This is a genomic window from Herbaspirillum hiltneri N3 (genome assembly GCF_001267925.1).
GTDB lineage: Bacteria > Pseudomonadota > Gammaproteobacteria > Burkholderiales > Burkholderiaceae_D > Herbaspirillum > Herbaspirillum hiltneri.
Window position 1 is genome coordinate 82,430 of sequence record NZ_CP011409.1, and the last position, 18,949, is coordinate 101,378.

The 18,949-nt window shown below is 62.3% G+C and carries 13 protein-coding genes; 7 read left to right on the plus strand and 6 right to left on the minus strand.

From position 1 onward, the window contains the following. Window positions 1–173: 173 nt before the first annotated feature. From F506_RS00355 to F506_RS00370, 4 genes are all read left to right on the plus strand, one after another. Window positions 174–1,511: an MFS transporter gene (locus tag F506_RS00355; RefSeq protein WP_053194736.1), complete on the plus strand. Its 1,338-nt coding sequence runs from the start codon at window positions 174–176 to the stop codon at window positions 1,509–1,511. A 118-nt stretch (window positions 1,512–1,629) separates the two neighbouring features. Continuing rightward, a complete protein-coding gene (locus F506_RS00360) occupies window positions 1,630–2,613 on the plus strand; it encodes a M14 family metallopeptidase (protein ID WP_053194737.1) in 984 nt (327 codons plus the stop codon). A gap of 47 nt (window positions 2,614–2,660) precedes the next feature. Beyond that, a complete protein-coding gene (locus tag F506_RS00365; protein WP_053194738.1) occupies window positions 2,661–4,274 on the plus strand; it encodes a methyl-accepting chemotaxis protein in 1,614 nt (537 codons plus the stop codon). A gap of 220 nt (window positions 4,275–4,494) precedes the next feature. Further along, window positions 4,495–6,003: a SulP family inorganic anion transporter gene (locus F506_RS00370; RefSeq protein ID WP_053194739.1), complete on the plus strand. Its 1,509-nt coding sequence runs from the start codon at window positions 4,495–4,497 to the stop codon at window positions 6,001–6,003. Between the two features lie 118 nt (window positions 6,004–6,121). Here the strand turns inward: F506_RS00370 and F506_RS00375 are convergent, their stop codons facing one another. From F506_RS00375 to F506_RS00395, 5 genes are all read right to left on the minus strand, one after another. Beyond that, complete coding sequence (locus tag F506_RS00375) at window positions 6,122–6,625, minus strand: DUF1993 domain-containing protein (protein WP_053194740.1); 504 nt, start codon at window positions 6,623–6,625, stop codon at window positions 6,122–6,124. Window positions 6,626–6,811: 186 nt separating this feature from the next. Next, window positions 6,812–8,362, minus strand: coding sequence for an efflux transporter outer membrane subunit (locus F506_RS00380; RefSeq protein ID WP_053194741.1), 1,551 nt, complete (start codon window positions 8,360–8,362; stop codon window positions 6,812–6,814). A 29-nt stretch (window positions 8,363–8,391) separates the two neighbouring features. Beyond that, window positions 8,392–11,604: an efflux RND transporter permease subunit gene (locus F506_RS00385; protein ID WP_053194743.1), complete on the minus strand. Its 3,213-nt coding sequence runs from the start codon at window positions 11,602–11,604 to the stop codon at window positions 8,392–8,394. A 48-nt stretch (window positions 11,605–11,652) separates the two neighbouring features. Beyond that, window positions 11,653–12,846, minus strand: coding sequence for an efflux RND transporter periplasmic adaptor subunit (locus tag F506_RS00390; protein WP_053201099.1), 1,194 nt, complete (start codon window positions 12,844–12,846; stop codon window positions 11,653–11,655). Between the two features lie 11 nt (window positions 12,847–12,857). Beyond that, window positions 12,858–13,700: an alpha/beta hydrolase gene (locus tag F506_RS00395; protein WP_053194745.1), complete on the minus strand. Its 843-nt coding sequence runs from the start codon at window positions 13,698–13,700 to the stop codon at window positions 12,858–12,860. Window positions 13,701–14,042: 342 nt separating this feature from the next. On the opposite strand from F506_RS00395, the gene F506_RS00400 reads away from it, so the two are divergent. The 3 genes from F506_RS00400 to F506_RS00410 all read left to right on the plus strand — a co-directional run bounded on the left by F506_RS00400 (window position 14,043) and on the right by F506_RS00410 (window position 17,976). Continuing rightward, window positions 14,043–15,062 (plus strand): LysR family transcriptional regulator, encoded by a 1,020-nt coding sequence (locus tag F506_RS00400; protein ID WP_053201101.1) that lies wholly within the window; start codon window positions 14,043–14,045, stop codon window positions 15,060–15,062. A gap of 770 nt (window positions 15,063–15,832) precedes the next feature. Next, complete coding sequence (locus tag F506_RS00405; protein ID WP_144423964.1) at window positions 15,833–16,837, plus strand: AraC family transcriptional regulator; 1,005 nt, start codon at window positions 15,833–15,835, stop codon at window positions 16,835–16,837. Window positions 16,838–16,968: 131 nt separating this feature from the next. Beyond that, complete coding sequence (locus F506_RS00410) at window positions 16,969–17,976, plus strand: aldo/keto reductase (protein WP_053194746.1); 1,008 nt, start codon at window positions 16,969–16,971, stop codon at window positions 17,974–17,976. Between the two features lie 20 nt (window positions 17,977–17,996). On the opposite strand, the gene F506_RS00415 is transcribed toward F506_RS00410, so the two are convergent. Then, window positions 17,997–18,668, minus strand: a complete 672-nt coding sequence (locus tag F506_RS00415; protein WP_144423965.1) for a hypothetical protein — start codon at window positions 18,666–18,668, stop codon at window positions 17,997–17,999. Between the last annotated feature and the right edge of the window lie 281 nt (window positions 18,669–18,949).

Below are 18,949 nucleotides of genomic sequence, written 5' to 3' on the forward strand. Positions count from 1 at the left end.
CGGTACGTCTGGAAACACGCTCCCAAATAGAGTGCAATGGAGTACAACGCGCACTATTTTCGAGCATCTTGCCAAGCATCCCGCCGCTTTCGAGCCACCTAGAATAAGCACGCAGACATGGCTGCCTCCGGCAGCAACAATGCGTAGCACCAAGAGAAAATGGGAGTCACCGCATGTCAGCCGAATTTGAGTCGTCATCACCACTGTCCGCCACCGCATCGCCGGCAGCCAAACGCAAGAATCCCTGGAAAGAAATCTGCGCCGCCAGCATCGGCAACGCGCTGGAGTTCTACGACCTGCTGATTTACGGCTACTTCGCCGTGGTCATCGGAAAATTGTTCTTCCCGGCGCAGGATGAGACCACCTCGCTGCTGCTGAGTGTGGGCACTTTCGGCATCTCCTTCGTGATCCGTCCGCTCGGCGCCATCGTGCTCGGTTCCTACGCCGACCGCGCCGGACGCAAGGCATCGCTGACCGCGTCGATTCTGATCATGATGGTCGGCACGGCGATGATCGCGTTTGCGCCGACCTATGCGCAGATCGGCATCGCCTCGCCGCTGATCATCATCGTGGCGCGCCTGTTGCAAGGCTTCTCCACCGGCGGCGAATTCGGCGCGGCCACCGCCTTCATGGTGGAGCACGCCGACGCCAAACGCCGCGGGTTTTTCGCCAGCTGGCAACTGTCGACGCAGGGCCTGGCCACTGTGCTCGCCGCCGGCGTCAGCGCTTTGCTCAGCTACAACCTGACGGATGCGCAGCTCAACGATTGGGGCTGGCGGGTGGCCTTCTGCTTTGGTCTGCTGGTGGGCCCGGTCGGTCTCTATATCCGAAGCCAGATCGATGAAACGCCGGAGTTCAAGAAGATCGCCGCCGACGCGGCTGTCGCCAAGGCGGAGAAATCGCCGCTGATGCTCGTGCTGGTGCGTGACCGCGTCAAGCTGCTGCTGGCCATCGGCGTGGTGGCCGGCGCCACCGCCTTCAACTATGTGCACAAGCTGTACATGCCGACCTACGCATTGAAGCAGTTGCATATTCCTGCGACTTCCTCCTTCATCGGCGCGCTGATCACCGGCCTGGTGCTGATGCTGACGGCGCCGGTGTTCGGTACGCTGTCCGATCGCTATGGCCGCTTCCGTGTGCTGACGATTGCGATGCTGTCGATCGGCCTGACCTCGTACCCGCTGTTCATGCTGCTCAATACCTGGCCGACCGTGACCACATTGATCGCCGTGCAGGGCATCGTCGGCGTGCTGATCGCCGCCTGCCTGGGGCCGATCCCGGCGATGCTGTCGGATATCTTCCCGACGCAGACGCGCGGCACCGGCCTGGCGCTGAGCTACAACTTCTCGGTGACCTTGTTCGGCGGCTTCTCGCCGCTGATCGTGACGTGGATGATCGCCGCTACCGAAAACAAGATGGCGCCGAGCTTCTATGTCATGGCCACTGCGTTGATTAGCCTGGTCGCGGTGATCGTGCTGGGCCGCCGCATGGGACGCAATCCGGCGCAATAAGCCGAACTAAGCCGAACCTCTTCTTCATTCATTTCTTTCACTCATTTTTATTTGAATCAGGCCGGATGCGCAGCAGCGCATCCGTTCACATCGTCAGCCTGGACGCTGGAGCAATCGCATGAAAACCCTGGAACAAGTACGCGCACAACTGAAACACTATCCGGTCGAGGTGGAGTTTCCCGACATCGCCAAATGGCAGCACGGCAATACCGGCGTCGACTACGTGCACAGCATCGACAGCGGCGTCGCCGGTCCGCACGTGATGATCCTGGCGCTGATGCACGGCAATGAAGTCAGCGGCGCGATCACCGTCGGCCGTTTGCTGCAAGCCGGCCTGCGTCCGCTGAAGGGCCGCATCACGCTCGGCTTCGCCAACGTCGAAGCCTATCGCCGTTTCGATGCGCGCAATCCCGATGCGACGCGCTACGTCGACGAAGACATGAACCGCGTCTGGTCGTCGTCGCGTCTCGACGGCGCCGAGGACAGCGTCGAACTGCGCCGCGCGCGTGAGCTGCGTCCTATCATCGATACGGTCGACTACATGCTCGACCTGCATTCCATGCATGAAGAAGCGCCGCCGCTGATCGTCAGCGGTCCGCTTGAAAAAGGCATCCGGTTCGCCGCCGATGTCGGCGCGCCGGAACACGTGATCATCGACGTCGGCCATCCCAACGGCAAGCGCATGCGCGACTATGCCGGCTTCGGCGATCCGGCCAGCGCCAAGAATGCCTTGCTGATCGAGACCGGCCAGCACTTCTCCACGCGCAGCAAGGACGTGGCGATGGATTCGGCTTGCCGCTTCCTGATCGCCACCGGCGTGATGGCCGAGCTAGACCTGCGCGCCTTCATGCTGGCCGGCGCCCCGGCACCGCAGCGCTTCTTCCGTGTGACCGAGCCGGTGGTGGCGACTTCCTACGATTTTGAATTTGCCGAAGATTATCGCGGCATGGAAATCATCGCCAAAGCTGGCACCGTGATCGCCCGCGAAGGCGCTCGCGAATTCGTCACGCCGTACGATAACTGCGTCATCGTCATGCCGTCGCTGCGCCAGCTCGGACCGGGCGTGACAGTGGTGCGGCTGGGGCATGTCGTCGCGCGCTAAATTAGCTGTAATTAGCTGTATTCACTCCGGGGGGAGATCTGCGCATCATGGGAAAAATGAAAATCGGCAAGCGGCTGACACTGGGTTTCGCCGCCATCATGCTGTTGTCCATCGTCATCACGGCGATCGGCATCTGGCGTTTGCAGGTAGTGTCCGATGTCACACGCGCGATGGTGGAACAGTCGGCGCGCAAGGAACGCCTGATCTCCAGCTGGTACGGCAGCCTGCGCGCCGGCATCGTGCGCACGATCGCGATTTCGCGCAGCGCCGACCCCACGTTGAAAACGTATTTCATTGATGAGGCCAAGGCATCGACCGCCAACTCCACGCGCCTGCAAAAAGAGATCGGCGAGTTGCTGAGCAGCGAGGAAGAAAAATCCCTGTATCAGAACATCGGCGAGCGCCGCAAGGTCTACCTGGCGTCGCACTATCGCATCCTCGACCTCAAATCGGCGGGCAACATCGAAGAAGGCAATCGCCTGCTTGATCAGGAGTTCGTGCCGCTGGCGAAGAGCTATCAGGATTCCATGCTCAAGTTGCTGGAACTGGAACAGCGTGACATCGACAAGACCACGCAGCAGATCGACGACATCGCCGCCGGCAGCCGGCGCCTGCTGCTGATTCTGGAAGGCTTGTCCTTGTTGCTGGGCTGCTTCTGCGCATGGTATCTGACGATCGGCATCACGCGTCCGATCAATGCGGCGCTGGGCATTTCGCGCCGCGTCGCCGCCGGCGACCTGAGCACGCAAGTCAGCGGCGGCGACGGCAAGAGCGCCGACGAAGTCGGGCAACTGCTGTCGTCCCTCAACGACATGAACGGCAGCCTGCGCAACATCGTCGGCAATGTACGCCAGGGCACCAACACGATTGCGGTGGCATCCGCCGAGATCAGCACCGGCAATCACGATCTGTCGGCGCGTACTGAGCAGCAGGCCAGTGCGCTTGAAGAGACCGCATCGGCAATGGAAGAACTGATCTCCACCGTACGCCAGAACGCCGACAACGCCGATACGGCCAGCCGATTAGCGTCGGAAGCGTCCGGCATCGCGGTCGAGGGCGGTGAGGTGGTGACCCGCGTGGTGGCGACCATGAGCGCCATCAACAGTTCGTCGCGCAAGATTGTCGACATCATCAGCGTGATCGACGGCATCGCCTTCCAGACCAATATCCTGGCCTTGAACGCCGCCGTCGAAGCGGCGCGTGCCGGCGAACAGGGCCGCGGTTTTGCCGTCGTGGCAAGTGAAGTGCGCAGCCTGGCGCAACGCAGCGCCACCGCCGCGAAAGAAATCAAGTTGCTGATCGATGACTCGGTGAAAACCGTCGGCGACGGCGGCGTATTGGTGGAACAGGCCGGCGCCACCATGGAGCGCGTGGTCGGCAGCGTGCGCAAAGTTGCCGAGATCGTCGGCGAGATCAGTCTGGCCAGCCGCGAGCAATCGTCGGGCATCGAGCAGGTCAACCTCGCCATCAGCCAGATGGATGAAATGACCCAGCAGAACGCCGCACTGGTGGAGCAGGCGGCTGCCGCGGCGGCGTCGATGCAGTCCCAGGCGGCATCGCTGGCGCAGCTGGTGAGCGTGTTTTCGCTCGATCATGGTTCGCGAACGGCGGCGTCCTTGTCTGCGCCGTCGCCGCTGCCTGCCTTGACCCAAGCGGCCTAGGGGCAGGCCAAAGGCCGGGATACGGTAAAATGCGCGGATCGGCGCCGCATCTCGCGGGCGCCGGTCCGGTTTGCATATTGCCTCCTGCGCAACACTCTGACAGCTCCATTTCCCCTTGAAGCGCCGCCTGTTTTTACCGGGCGCCGTCTTTCCTGCAGGTCGTCATCGCTGTTTCCCCAGTTGCCCATGTGCGCCGGCATCGGATTACGGACAACGATCAATGAACACAACTTCCTTTCGCGACGAATGGTTGTCGAACGGCAAAGCCAATGTGCTGGCCGGACTGACCTCGTCGTTTGCGCTGGTGCCCGAGTGCATCGCGTTCGCGCTGGTGGCCCAGCTCAATCCGTTGATGGGGCTGTACGGCGCCTTCTTCATCTGCACCCTCACTGCGCTGTTCGGCGGCCGGCCCGGCATGATTTCGGGAGCGGCCGGTTCGATGGCGGTGGTGATCGTGGCGCTGGTGGCGCAGCACGGTGCGCAGTATTTCCTGTTGACGGTGGTGCTCAGCGGCGCGCTCATGCTGCTGTTCGGAGCGCTGCGGCTGGGCAAGCTGATCCGCATGGTGCCGCATCCGGTGATGCTGGGTTTCGTCAACGGCCTGGCGATCGTGATTGCGATGGCGCAGTTCGAACACTTCAAGCAGACCGACGCGAGCGGCACGCACTGGCTGCACGGCGCGCCCCTGCTGATCATGGTGGCGCTGGTGGCGGTCACGATGCTGATCGTCTATCTGTTGCCGCGCCTGACGCGCGTCATCCCGCCGGCGTTGGCGGCCATTGTCGGCGTGGCCGTACTGAGCCAGGTGACCGGTTTGCCCACGCGCACGCTGGGCGATATGGCGCACATTGCAGGCGGCTTGCCGATCTGGCATTTTCCCGAGGTGCCGCTGACGCTGGAAACCTTGCGGATCGTCGCTCCCTACGCAGTGCTGATGGCCGTCGTCGGTTTGCTGGAAACGCTGCTGACGCTCAACCTCACCGATGAAATCACCGAGACGCGCGGCCAGGCCAATCGCGAATGCCTGGCGCTGGGTGTTGCCAATGTGGTGTCGGGTCTGTTCGGCGGCATGGGCGGTTGCGCCATGATCGGCCAGACCATGATCAACCTCAGTTCGGGCGGCCGGTCGCGGCTGTCGGGCGTGGTCAGCGGCGTGATGATCTTGTTGTTCATCCTGTTCCTGTCGCCGCTGATCGAACGTATCCCGCTGGCTGCGCTGGTGGGCGTGATGTTCGTGGTGGCGCAGCAGACTTTCGCGTGGGGCTCGCTGCGCGTGCTCGGCAAGGTGCCGCGCAACGATGCGCTGGTGATCGTCGCGGTGACCGTGATTACGGTGTTCACGGATCTGGCGGTGGCGGTGCTGTGCGGTATCGTGATTGCGGCGCTCAATTTCGCGTGGCAGCATGCGCGCGAGATTCGCGCTGACATTTCGGAATCGGGTGATGGCGAGAAGACCTATGTCCCGCACGGCACGCTGTTCTTCGCATCGACCGCGCATTTCCAGGAGTTGTTCGATCCGGCGCAGGATCCGCTGCGCGTGGTGGTCGATTGCCGCCACCTGCATCTGGCCGATCACTCCGCCATCGCTGCGCTGGAAGCGCTGTCCGAGCGCTACACCCGGGCCGGCAAACATCTGCGGCTGGCGCATCTGTCGCGTCGCAGCCGTCAACTGCTGCAGCGTGTGGGCATGGACGTCGGCGAGCCGGAGATGGCCGGCGCGCGTCGTTAACCCTTGGCGCGAGATCCGCAGGCCGTCGAAGGATGTCGATTCAAGTCGAAAGTCGTGAACCGACATCCCTATGCTTCACAGGTCCATTCAGGCCAATTCAGGCCTGTTTGCGAAGCGATCAGAAACCGAGGTAATCCATCTTGCCGATCTTCACGCCCTTGTGGCGCAGGATGTCATAGGCCGTGGTGATGTGGAACAGGAAGTTCGGCAGCGCGAAGGTCAGCAGATAAGCCTGGCCGGTAAATTTGGTTTCGTTGCCGCGCAGCTTGATGACGATTTCGCGTTCGGCGCTGCCCGCCAGTTGTTCCGGCGTCACGGTCTCGAGGAAGGCGATGGTCTTGGCGATGCGTTCCTGCAGCTGCGGGAAAGTGGTTTCTTCGTCGGCGAAGCTGGGCGGCTGGATCGCCGACAGGCGCGCGGCGCCGAACTTGGCGGCATCGCTGGCGCGCTGGATCTGACCGGTCAACGGATACATGTCTTCAAACAGGCGCGCGGTCAGGATGGTGTCCGGATCGAGCTTGTTCTCTTCGGCGTGGGCGATGGCCTTGTCGAGCAAGCCCGACAGATTCTTCAGCGCGCGGATGAAGACGGGAATGGAAATCTGATGCATGGTGAGCGACATGGTGACTCCTGGAATGAGTGAATCGGGAACAACAACGGCCGTCTGATGCCATTCATCATAAAGACAACGCACAACAGCCGCAGAGAATAAAAAAGCCGACCAGCTCGGCATGGGCAACCGCTCCGGTCGGCAAGGGGACGAAACACCTCATGACGGTCCACAGCATCGATGGCCGCGGACACGCCCTTACATCTTGTTGCCGGCGTCGTTCTTCGCCTGCGTATCGGTCGGCGCCAGCGGACCGTGCCAGCCGCCGCCGAGCGCGCGGATCAGGTTGACGGTCGAGCGTGCGCGTTCGCCGTCGAGCTGGACTGCGGCGCGCTGCTGTTGCAGCACGGTGCGGTCGGCGTCGATCACGTTGAAGTAGCTGACCGAGCCTTCGCGATATTGCACGTGCGACAGTTTGGCTGCGTGGTTGGAAGCCGACACCGCGTCATCCTGCGCACGGGTCTGGTCGCCCAGGATGCGCAGGCTGGCGAGGTTGTCCTCGACTTCGCCGAAGGCCGTCAGGACGGTCTGGCGATAGTTGGCGACATCTTCTTCATAGGCGGCGCGGGCGCGGTTGACGCCGGCTTCACGGCGACCGCCGTCGAAGATCGGCAAGGTCAGTGCGGTACCCACCAGCGGACCCAGCAGGAAAGTACGGCTGGACCAGTTGAACAGGTCGCCCAACTTGGCCGATTCATAACCGAGACCGCCGGTCAGATCCAGACGCGGGAACCACGCCGAACGGGCCACGCCGACGCGGGCATTGGCGGCCGCCATGGCGCGTTCAGCGGCGGCGATGTCGGGACGGCGTTCCAGCAGGTCGGACGGCAGGCCGGCCGGGATCGCGATCGACAAGCGTTGCAGCGGTTGCGGCTTGAAGTCGAACTCGGCCGGCGTCTTGCCCAGCAGGATCGCCAGTGCGTGTTCTGCATTGGCGCGCTGGCGGGCGATGCCGAAGGATTCCGATTGCGCGGAAGCCAGCTCCGACTTGGCGCGGGCGACGTCGACTTCGCTGATGTCGCCTTCATCGAAGCGACGTTGCACCAGCTTCAGCGACTGCATGCGCAGGTCCACGGTGCCGGTATACAACTCTTGCTCGGCATCGAGTTCGCGCAGCAGGAAATATTGCTGGGCGACGTCGGCTTGCAGCGCCAGGCGCACCGAATGGAACAGCGCTTCGCTGCGTTGCGCATCGGCAGTTGCAGCATCGACGGTGGACGCCACACGGCCGAACAGATCGGCTTCATACGACACGCCGAGCTGTGCGCGGTACAAAGTGGTCGGCGTGGTATTGGCGTTCGGCGGCAGGCCTTGCGAGGCCGGCGACTGGCGTTGGCGGGTCGCGCCGAAGCCGGCGTCGACTTGCGGGAACAGGCCGGAGCGGGCGTCCTGGCGCAGGGCCCGCGACTGGCTCAGGCGGGCGGCGGCGGCCTTCAGGTTCTGATTGGCTTCCAGTGCCTGTGCTTCCAGGGCATTGAGGCCTTCGTCGTTGAAGATCTTCCACCATTCGCCGCGGGCCATGTCTTCAGCCGGTTGCGCGGTCTTCCAGTCGGAGGCCGCCTTGGCGTCTGCGGCTTCCTTGTAGGCGACCGAGGTGTTCACGGCAGGGCGTTCGTAGGTCGGCGCCAGCGAGCAGCCTGCCAGCACCAGCATTGCCGCCAGCAGGGCCGAACTAGTTCTGAAACCTTGGAGCGGCTTGAGCAGCTTGCCGCCCAGGCCTCCTTGATTGTTGATTGAGAGTGCGTTCATGTTATTTTTCCTTTGCTCATCGGCCGCGATTAACGACCATCGTGCGATTCGGCCTGAGCGACATGTGACCCTGCAGTCAACGGCGCTTCATGCTTGTGTGCGGAGTGCAGTTTCTTGCTGCCGCCGATGCTACGCAGCAGCACATAGAACACCGGTGTCAGGAACAGGCCGAACAGCGTCACGCCCAGCATGCCGAAGAACACTGCAATACCCATCGCGTGGCGCATTTCCGAACCGGCGCCCGTCGAGGTCACCAGCGGCACCACGCCCATGATGAATGCGATCGAGGTCATCAGGATCGGACGCAGACGCAGGCGGCTGGCATCGATCGCGGCACGGATCACGGTGCTGCCTTGCAGTTCCAGTTCGCGGGCGAATTCGACGATCAGGATCGCGTTCTTCGCCGACAGGCCCACCAGCACCATCAGACCGATCTGGGTGAAGATGTTGTTGTCGCCCTTGGTCAGCCAGACACCGGTCAGCGCCGCCAGGATGCTCATCGGCACGATCAGGATCACGGCCAGCGGCAGGGTCAGGCTTTCGTACAGCGCAGCCAGCACCAGGAACACCAGCAGCACGCTGATCGGGAACACCCACACGCCGGCATTGCCTGCGAGGATTTTCTGATAGGTCAGGTCGGTCCATTCGAAGCGCACGCCGCGCGGCAGGGTTGCCTTGGCGACGCGTTCAGCCGCTTTCTCTGCCTGATCCGACGAGTAACCGGGAGCCGGGCCGCCGTTGATGTCGGCAGCGGTGAAGCCGTTGTAACGCACCACCATTTCAGGACCGAAGGTTTGCTTGACCTTGACCACCGACGACAACGGCACCATGTCGCCAGCGGTATTGCGGGTCTTGAGCTGGCCGATGTCGTCGGCCTTGGCGCGGAACGGCGCATCAGCCTGGGCACGCACCTGGTAGACGCGGCCGAAACGGTTGAAGTCGTTGACGTACAGCGAACCCAGATAGATCTGCATGGTGTTGAACACATCGGTCACGGGAATGCCGAGCTGCTTGGCTTTCACGCGGTCGAGGTCGACGTCCAGTTGCGGCACGTTGATCTGATAGCTCGAGAACATCGGACCCAGTGCAGGTTCCTTGGCGGCGGCCTTCATGAAGGCTTGTGCCGCGGCGTCGAGTTCAGCGTAGCCGACCGAGCCGTGATCTTCGATCTGCATCTTGAAGCCGCCCAGCGTACCGAGACCCATCACCGGCGGCGGTGGGAACACGGCCGTGAAGGCTTCCTTGATGCCGCTGAATTTCTTGTTCAGTGACATGGCGATGGCGGTGCCCGACAGTTCCTTGCTCTTGCGTTCTTCGAACGGTTTCAGGCCGACGAAGACGATACCGGCGGAAGAGCTGTTGGTGAAGCCGTTGATCGACAGGCCGGGGAAGGCGATCGCACTGTCGACGCCCGGTTCCTTCAACATGATGTCGCTCATCTTGCGCATCACGTCTTCGCTGCGGTCGATCGACGCGCCGTTAGGCAATTGCGCGAAGGCCACCAGGTATTGCTTGTCCTGGCCAGGCACGAAGCCACCCGGCACGATGTAGGCGATGCCGACGGTCGCCGCCAGCAGCAGGGCGTACACGCCCATCGCCGACGCCTTGCGCGAGATCACGCCGGTCACGCCCTTGCTGTAACCCTCGGAAGCACGGTTGAAGAAACGATTGAAGCGGACGAAGAAACCACCGAGGAAACGGTCCATCTGGCGCGTCAGCCAATCCGGCTTGGCGCCGTGGCCCTTGAGCAGCATCGAAGCCAGCGCCGGGGACAGCGTCAGCGAGTTGAACGCCGAGATCACGGTCGAAATCGCAATCGTCATCGCAAACTGTTTGTAGAACTGGCCCGTCAGGCCGGTCATGAACGCCAGCGGAACGAACACCGCCACCAGCGTCAGCGCAATGGCGACGATCGGACCGGACACTTCCTGCATGGCGCGGTAAGTCGCTTCACGCGGACTCAGGCCGGCGCCGATGTTCCGCTCGACGTTCTCCACCACCACAATGGCATCGTCGACCACAATCCCGATGGCAAGCACCATGCCGAACAGCGACAGGGCGTTGATGGAATAGCCGAAGCCGAGCATCAGCGAGAAGGTACCGACAATCGACACCGGCACGGCCAGCAGCGGGATGATCGATGCACGCCAGGTTTGCAGGAAGATGATCACCACGATCACGACCAGCGCAATCGCTTCGAGCAGGGTGTGCACCACGGCTTCGATACTGGCGCGCACGAACTGGGTCGGGTCGTACACGATCTTGTATTCGACCGAGGAAGGGAAGTCTTTCGACAGATCCTTCATCGCGGCGCGCACTTGCGTGGACACGTCCAGCGCGTTGGCGCCCGGCGCCTGGAAGATCGGGATCGCCACCGCAGGCTTGTTGTCCAGCAGCGAGCGCAGGCCGTATTCGGACGCTGCCAGCTCGACGCGGGCGACGTCGCCCAGCTTGGTGATGGCGCCGTCAGGTGCGCTCTTCAGGATGATTTCGCGGAACTCTTCCTCCGTCTTCAGGCGGCCTTGTGCATTGACGGACAATTGCACCGGCACGTCAGGCGAGCTCGGCGATGCGCCGATCACACCGGCGGCAACCTGCACGTTCTGTTCGCGGATCGACTTGATGACGTCGCTGGCGGTCAGGCCGCGCTGCGAGACCTTGTTCGGATCCAGCCAGATGCGCATGGAGTAGTTGCCGGAACCGAACAGGCCGACTTCACCGACGCCCTGGATGCGCGCCAGACGGTCTTTCACGTTCAGCACCGCGTAGTTGCGCAGGTAAGTGGTGTCGTAGCGATTGTCGGGCGAGATCAGGTGGACCACCATGGTCAGCGTCGGCGAGCTCTTGATGGTCGTCACGCCCAGGCGCTGCACGTCTTCAGGCAGGCGCGGCAAGGCTTGCGCAACGCGGTTCTGCACCAATTGCTGGGCCTTGTCCGGGTCGACGCCGAGACGGAAGTTGACCGTGATGGTCAGGTTGCCGTCGCTGTTGGCCTGCGACTGCATGTACAGCATGTTTTCCACGCCGTTGATCTGCTCTTCCAGCGGCGAGGCCACGGTTTCGGCGATCACTTTCGGGTTGGCGCCGGGATACTGCGCGCGCACCACGACCGATGGCGGCACCACTTCCGGATATTCGGAAATGGGCAACTGGAACATGGCCAGCACCCCGGCCAGCAGCAGCAGTATCGACAGCACGCCCGCAAAAATCGGGCGGTCGATAAAGAATTTTGAAATGTTCATGGGAGTTCCCCGTTAATAATTCGATGCGGATCTTCTGGATTGATCCTGTTAAGCCTTCTTGTCGGCCTTGGCGGCGCCGGCGACCTTGACCATCGGCACCAGGTTCGGCGCCACGGTGTCGCCCGGACGGACGCGTTGCAGGCCGTTGACGACGATGCGTTCACCCGGTTTCAGGCCGTTTTCGATCACACGCAAACCATCCTGGTTGGCGCCGACGCGGACTTCGCGGTAAGTAGCGTGGTTGTCCTTGTCGAGCACCAGCACGAAGCGCTTGTCCTGATCGGTGCCGAGCGCCTTTTCATCGATCAGCAAGGCATCGCGCGGCGCACCGCCGCCGAGGCGGATGCGTGCATACAGGCCCGGCAGCAATTGGCCGTCGGTGTTGTCGAACACGGCGCGCACGCGGATGGTGCCGGAGGACGTATCGATACGGTTGTCGATCGAACCGACCTTGCCTTCGCGCGAGTAAGCGTCTTCATTGGCCAGACCCAGGAACACGGGGACCGAAGTGCCCTTCGCCCGCGCCGGGTTGACGTACTTCAGGAAGCTTTGCTCATCGACGTCGAAGGAAGCGTAGATCTTCGACATCGACACCAGCGTCGACAGCGCCGGGGTGTTGGAGCCGACCGAGACGATATTGCCGACGGTGACTTCGGCGCGCGACATGCGACCGGAAACCGGCGCCACGATTTGCGTATATTCCAGGTTCAGCTTGGCCGAACGCAGGGCGGCTTGCGCAGCTTGCACGTTGGCGGCGGCTTCGCGGGAAGCGTTTTGCTTTTCTTCGTAGTCGCGCTTGGCGATGGCGTTGTCGCCCAGCAGGCGCTGACCGCGCGCCACATCCGAAGCGGTGTAGGCGGCGCGGGCTTCGGCGCCGGCCAGTTGCGCTTGCGCGCGGGCGACTTCGGCGGCGTAAGGACGCGGGTCGATGGTAAACAGGACGTCACCCTTCTTCACCATGGCGCCGTCCTTGAAGTGCACGGCGGTCAGGGTGCCGGACACCAGCGGGCGGATCTCGACGCGGTCGACTGCTTCGAGGCGACCGGAGTATTGCTGCCAGTCGGTGATCTGTTTGCTGACGACTTCGGCGACATCGACGCCGGCCGCTTGCGGCGCTTGTTGCGCGTTGGCGGTGGAGTCGACGCCGATGGCGGACAGGGTGCCGGCGACGGCGATGGCGATGACGGCGAAGACGGCTGCCGTGACGGTGTAGCGATTGCGCAGTGTCATTTTGCTGGACATGATGGACCTCATTAAGCAGGTTGGAATTGGAAAGCTGGGTTGGATGGGCCGGCGATCGCACTGAAGCGACGACGCAGGAATTCGACGATTTCTTTAAGCAAAGGAATATGGCTGCGCAGTGCGTCGTGCGTAATGCCGGCGAAGCGCGCGACTTGCGTATGCACGCCGGCGTGGATCAGCGAGGCGGCGTACTTTTCCGCTTCGGTGTGCAGCACGTCGCAGCCGGCCGTGGCGATGAACGCCGGCGGCAATCCGGCCAGGCGACTGGCTTCCAGCGGCGCGGCATACGGATGCAGGCGTTGCATGGTCTGCGGCAGGTACTGGCGATAGCGCAGGGCGCAGGCTTCGGCGGTCATGTCCGAGTTCAGGCGTTTGGCGTCGCCCAGCAACGTCATGCTGGGGTCGAGCATCGGGCTGATCAGCACCTGCGCAGCGAACGGCGCCGAGCAGCGGTCGCGCGTGATCATGGTCAGGCTGGCCGCCAGGTTGCCGCCGGCATCGTCGCCCGCAACGGCGATCTGGTGCGGATCGATGTGCAGCATGCCGGCGTTCTTGACGGCCCAGCAGGCGGCGGCGTAAGCGTCTTCCGGCGCTGCCGGGAACGGCTTGGCCGGCGCCAGCGCATACGCTACCGACAGCACCACGGCGCGGCTGTACTGCGCAATGTAGCGGGCTTGCAGGTCGGCGTCGTCCAGGCCGCCGGAGACGAAACCGCCGCCGTGGAAATACAGCACCAGCGCCTGCAGGTCGCCGGTTTTCACGCGGCCTTGCGGTTGATACAGGCGCACGGGAATCGCGCCGATCGGACCGGGGACGGTGAAGTTGGTGACGGTTGAAGCTTGTTCGACTTCCATGATGTGGGGGCGGCGGTTAACGCCGGATTCGCTAAGTTGAAGCGGATTGTGCGCCACAGCATGCGGGCGGATAAAGCAGGCAAATCCAACAACACTGTTCGCTGAGTTCGAACAATCGGCGTAAAATAACCGAATTAGTTTGACGAAAATCGAGCCGCCGCCAATGCCGACGCGGCTTTCCGGTGTTTTCGGATAAGCGCGCCAAAGCCGGATAAAGCCCGCCAATGGCAGCAAAAGATGGCAAATTGGCAGTGAAAAACGCGTTTTTACCGCTGTTGCAAAACAATCGCGGAACGTGATTTGTACAAATGCGACGACAAAATCGTTGCCGTGGAGAATCAAATGGACAAATTTCAAGCAATGCAGGTCTTCAGCGCCGTGGTCGACGCCAACAGCTTTACGCGCGCCGCCGACAATCTCAATTTGCCGCGCACCACGGTGACGACGATTGTTCAGGGGCTGGAGAGTTTGTTGCAGGTGCGCTTGCTCAACCGCACCACGCGCCGCATCAGCCTCACGCCCGACGGCGCTGCGTATTACGAGCGCTGCGTGCGCATCCTGGCCGAGGTGGACGAGACCGAAGCCTCGTTCCGCAACGTCACGCGCGGCCCGCAAGGGCGCCTGCGCATCGACGTGCCGGCCTCGATCGGCCGCTTGCTGCTGCTGCCCAACCTGTGCGACTTCTATACCAAGTATCCCGACATCGAGCTGGTCATGGGCATGAGCGATCGTCCGGTCGACATGGTGCAGGAGGCGGTGGATTGCGTGATCCGCGTCGGCGATCTGCAGGATTCGAGCATGGTGGCGCGCCGCATCGGCACTTTCCAGGCGGTGACCTGCGGTTCGCCCACGTATTTCGAGCGCCATGGCATGCCGCACACCATCGAGGACTTGCAGAATCACAAGTCGGTGCACTACTTCTCCAGCCGCACCGGCCGCACCATCGACTGGGACTTCATGGTCGACGGCGCCACGCAGGAAGTGAAGATGGCCGGCAAGTTGTCGGTCAACGATGGCGATGCCTATGTCGCTTGCGCGCTGCAGGGGTTCGGCCTGGTCCAGGCGCCGCTGTACATGATTCAGCCTTTCCTCGAAGACGGCCGTCTGGTCGAGATCCTGTCGCAGTGGAAGCCGGTTCCCATGCCGATTTCGGTGGTCTACCTGCACAATCGCCACTTGTCGCCCAAGGTGCGCGCCTTCGTCGACTGGGTCGCCGAACTGTTCGCCACCTGCCCGCTGCAAAAGGGCTGCCAGATGGGCATGGCCGACGAACCCAAGGAATCCCAGTTCACTTCCAAGCCGGAGAGCAACACCATCCGCGCCGTCATCGAACAGCACAACATCGCCGAAAGCGTGTTCTAGCGCGCTCTTTAGAGACGGTTTGCCATGCAGCGGCCCGCCTGGTTTCAGGCGCGTCGCTGTTTTTGTGTGGGCGATGATCGCTTGCATGTCGAGTCCTCAGGGCCAGACCATGACGACAGGGCCGCACGCCGCAGAATGAAAAAAAGCAGCGCGTCCTTCCGCCGGAAAGGGCGAAAAACGTCGGGTCGATGGTGTCTGGAAAGTTGGTGAAGAGCCGAGGCGGCAGCGCGAATCTGCGCGCCGCTTGTCGGCGGTCCGGTGAAACGCTGTCTTGCATGGCCGGACCGGAGGCGGAACGGCGGACAGTTTGTATCGTGTGTTTGGCGTGAAGAGATTATGCGCGCAGCGCAGCAATTTCCGTTTGCTGAAAGCTGTCGAATATTTGCCTGATTCTCCAGTGTGATGGTGAATCAGGCAGTTTTTGCATTTTTCGGATCTGATCTCGCTCGCGTCGGGCAGTCTTGTGCGAGGAATGGCCGGTAAAAATCGCCGGTTTTTGCAAACACGAGCAGACCGGACAGCGATCGCTGCATGTCAGGCAGAACAAGGCCTGCTGGCCGGTGGTGCGTAGATGGATATGAATGCAAGGCGTGTCTTGTCCTGTAATAGTTTGGCCTCCTGACTTGTGCAAATCCAATCGCGGAATACTGCCTGGATACCCAATTCTCCTGATTATTTGCCTATTTCTCCATTTGGAGGCGGCGGAGATTCAGGCAAGTCGGCAATCTGGAGTAAGCTGGCTGCTTCCACTCTCCCCACCCGGAACCGCCATGGATCTGAACGACTCCCCCACCGATATCGACGACAACGCCGGTTCGCCTGCGTCCGGCTCTTCCGCATCCGCGAGCCTGGATGGCGAGGCTGATGAGCGGCTGTGCGCGGCGCAGCGCGAGCTGGTCACCTTGATCGCGCGCCTGACCGAGGGCATCGAAGGTTCGCTGGAAACCGGCATCGAAGGTTTCTTCCTGCATCGCATCACCAATCCGCAGGGACCCAAGCATGCGGTGCAAAAGCCGGTGTTTGCCGTGATCGCGCAGGGCGCCAAGCGCCTGTTCGTCGGCGACGACATCTATGATTACGATCCGATGCACTATTTGGTGTCGTCGGTGGATCTGCCGATGGTGGGCAAGGTGACGATGAGCAGCCCGGAGACCCCGTACCTGGGTCTGCGCATCGATCTCGACACCCGGGAAATCGGCTCGCTGATCGGCGACGAGCATTTGCCGCAAGGTGTTTCATCGGATGCCTCGCGCGGCCTGTTCGTCAACCGCCTCGACATCACGCTGATGGATGCGGTGCTGCGCCTGTTGCGCCTGCTGGATACGCCGCGCGATATTCCGATCCTGGCGCCGATGGTCAAGCGCGAAATCCTGTATCGCCTGCTCATGAACGGCCAGGGCGCCTTGCTGCGCCAGACCGTGTTGCAAGACAGCCAGATGAACCGCATCGCCAAGGCCATCCGCATGATGAAGGAAAGCTTCGCGCAGCCGCTGCGCGTGGACGACATCGCGCGCGACGTGCACATGAGCGTGTCGTCGCTGCATCATCATTTCAAGGTGGTGACGGCGATGAGTCCGCTGCAATATCAAAAGAACCTGCGCCTGCAGGAAGCGCGCCGGCTGATGCTGGCCGACGACGTCAGCGTGGCGACGGCGTCGCAGACGGTGGGTTACGAGAGTCCGTCGCAATTCAGCCGCGAGTACAGCCGCATGTTCGGCGCGCCGCCGCTGCGCGACAAACGGCGCTGGCTGGAGGAAGAAGCGCCGGCTCTATAGCGGCGGGGCGGGGCTCCGGCGCGTTTCCGCGCAAGCGGCTAGAATCATCTTCCTTCAGGACCTGTTCGCGGCCTCGCGGCAAGAGCGTGAACAGGCTCTCGCAGAATCCACCTTTCCAACGGAGACACCTCATGCAATATCGACGCCTCGGCAAAAGCAACCTGAAAGTCTCGGCCCTGTGCCTGGGCACGATGATGTTCGGCGACCAGACGCCGATTGACGAGGCGCGCAGCATCGTCGCCTCGGCGCGCGAGCACGGCGTCAATTTCATCGATACCGCCGACGTCTATTCCAAGGGCAAGTCGGAAGAAATGGTGGGCAAGCTGCTGCAAGGCCAGCGTGGCGATTGGGTGCTGGCGAGCAAGCTCGGCAACGCCATGGCCGGTGCGCCGAACCAGTCGCACTATTCGCGTCACTGGATCGTGGCCGAGACCGACAACATCCTGCGCCGCCTCGATACCGATTATCTCGACGTGCTGTACATGCACCGCGATTACCACGAAGAAAACCTGGAAGAGGCGATTCAGGCGCTGGGCGACCTGATCCGTGCGGGCAAGATCCGCGGCTTCGGCGTATCGAATTTCCGCGGCTGGCGCATCGCCGAAATCGTCCGCCTGTGCGAGAAGAACAACGTGCCGCTGCCGCTGGTGTGCCAGCCGTACTACAACCTGTTGAACCGCATGCCTGAAGTGGAAATCCTGCCGGCATGCGCCAACTACGGTCTCGGCGTGGTGCCTTACAGCCCGATTGCACGCGGTGTGCTGACCGGCAAGTACAAGCCGGGCCAGAAGCCGCCTGAAGATACGCGCGCCGGCCGCGGCGACAAGCGCATCATGGAAACCGAATTCCGCGAAGAGTCGCTGCTCATCGCCGAACGCCTGCAGCAGCATTGCGCTGCGCGCGGCGTCAAGCTGGGACAGTTTGCAACGGCGTGGGTGCTGGCCAATTCGGCGATCAGCAGCGTGATCGCCGGGCCGCGCACCCTGGCGCAGATGGAAGATTATTACGATGCCGTGGAATTGAAAATCAGCGCAGAGGAAGAGGCGCTGATCGACGGTATGGTGACGCCGGGGCATTCATCGACGCCGGGTTACAACGATCCTAGCTATCCGTTCTTCGGCCGCGTTGCGGCCAGGTAAGTCGCTGGCGCCAGACTGATTCAGCTGGCAGGAAGCGACCGGGCGGCTTTGCCCGGCTGCAGTGGAAGGTCTTCAAGGCGCGTCGCTTCGGCGCGCCTTTCTTCGTGCCAGCACAAATTCAGCATCATGAAGTGACTCTGCATGCCGACATCTCGTGTGAGGGTGCAGCTCGCGGGCGGCAGTGTTTTGCGGCTGATGGCCGGTTGTATGCGCGCCTCGCCGGCAGGCAGCGCGCGCCGGCTGGAATCGTCGACCACGGTACGGCCGGTCTCATCCGGCGTCAGGCCGCCGTATTCGTGGTCCGACAGTACGTCGATGCTGACGCTGCGCACGATCTGCGTGGCGCAGCCGTTGTCGACCTGCATATTGTCGATGGCGACGCCGACGTGTTCCGAGCGCTTGATGCGTTTGCCGTGTTCATTGAGATAGGTCACGCGTTCGCTGGTCTCGGGAAACTCCCTGACCGACATGCGGCGCAGCGCCGCTTCGCGTGCGCAGGCGCGGTAGGCCAGTTCGGCTTCGCGCTGCGCTTTGCTGTCGCTGATCCGTTCCCAGGCGGTCTGTTGTTCTGCCGGTGCGGTCGCCTGTGCGAGCGCACTGTCGCGCTCATGGTCGCGGCAGGTGGTCAGCAATACGGTCGCCGACAGCATGGCAGCCGCGGCGAGAATGACTTTGTTCCTTGATAGCGTCATGATGTTACCCCTTCGTTTCCCTTGTAATGACGCAGCCTTGACCCGAGATGGGCGAGCCGGTCATCGATGCAGCGGAAACGATTATGCGAGTTAGTTCAGGACGCTTAAATAGGATAATTCTCAAAAATCTGTTTTTCGTTTGAAAAACAAAATAACTTCCATCGCAAGAGCTTTGTCTTACGACGAAGGTGTCGAATCAGGATGAGGAAGGAGCGGTTTTTCCATTCTTGCGGCGAGTACGCCGGCCGCCGCCGCGCGGTCACGGCGGCAGCGGAAAAAAC